General features: G+C 61.5%; 2 protein-coding genes. Both read right to left on the reverse strand.

Annotated features, from left to right (window positions below; genetic code table 11):
• Nucleotides 1–872 (reverse strand): two-component system sensor histidine kinase CreC (gene creC, locus A3754_RS19235; protein WP_082904808.1); only part of this gene is annotated, 872 nt, incomplete at its 3' end.
• Nucleotides 869–1,172 (reverse strand): winged helix-turn-helix domain-containing protein (locus tag A3754_RS19240; protein ID WP_197468725.1); only part of this gene is annotated, 304 nt, incomplete at its 5' end. The genes creC and A3754_RS19240, both read right to left, overlap by 4 nt.

Here is a 1,172-nt window from a genome sequence, read left to right on the forward strand (position 1 = left end):
GCCGGATCGCGCACTTCCTCTGCCAGGATTTCCCCGGCACCACGAATCGCCGCCAACGGGCTTTTCATTTCATGGGTCAGCAGGGTCACGTTATCTTCCAGCTGTGCCCGTGCCTCCAGGCGTCGACGCATGGCGGTGACGGCATCCGCCAGGTCACGAATTTCATCACGGCCACGAAACACCGGTGGCGCCGGACGCTGGTCGTTGGCGACGGCCTCCGCATAGCGGCGCAAGTGGTTCACCCGGCGGCCAAGCCACCAGGACAACAGCCCACCCAGCAACAGGCACACCAGTAACGCCAGGCCGCCGTAGACCATGAGATAGCGCTCCGCCCGCTGCACAAACGGCTCGATGGCACGCCCGGGTTTACCCAGGCTGATAACACCGATAAGGCTGCCGTCATGGCGAATGGGGGCAGCCACGTACATCACCGAGGTGGATGGATCCTGTGGATCGCTGCGGGTGGTCCGCGCGCCGTAGCGGCCCTGCAAGGTCAGGTGTACATCGTTCCAGCGAGAAAAATCCTTGCCCTCATCCCGGCCACGGGAATCGAATAGCACCGTGCCGGTGGGGCCGGTGATATACACATGAGTGTGGATGCGCGTTTTCTTCAAGCCCCAGATATCCGCATCCGGGGTGCGCCCGGCGTAACGGTTAAGCGCATCCCGCAGCGCCGGCGTGATCACGATTTCCCCGTTAGCCGCATCGCTGGCGACAATTTCCGCCAGCAGATTGGCGGCATCCACCAGGGTTTCTTCCGCCGATTGGCGCACCAGCGGCTTAGCCTGGCCAAATACCAGATCCAGCACGAACCAGCCCACCAGACCCAGGATAAGAAAATAAAAGATCAGCAGGCGTTGACCGAGCTTCATGGCATTTCCAGCACGTAACCGATACCTCGCCGGGTGGCGATAAGCTGATCGCCGCCCAGCGGACGCAATTTCGCCCGCAGGGTCTTGATATGAGTATCCACGCTGCGCTCGAAGCTGTCTTCATCGCTATCGCAGATATCCAGCAGGTGGCTACGGCTGAACACCTGCCCGGGGCGCTGCACCATGGCCGCCAGAATGCGGTATTCCGAACGCGTCAGTGTCAGCGGTTTGCAACGAAAAGAAATACGAAACCCGGCTTCATCCACCTGCCAGGGCGATTCGTCAACGGCGTGAGCGGGC

Source organism: Alcanivorax sp. HI0083 (assembly GCF_001635175.1).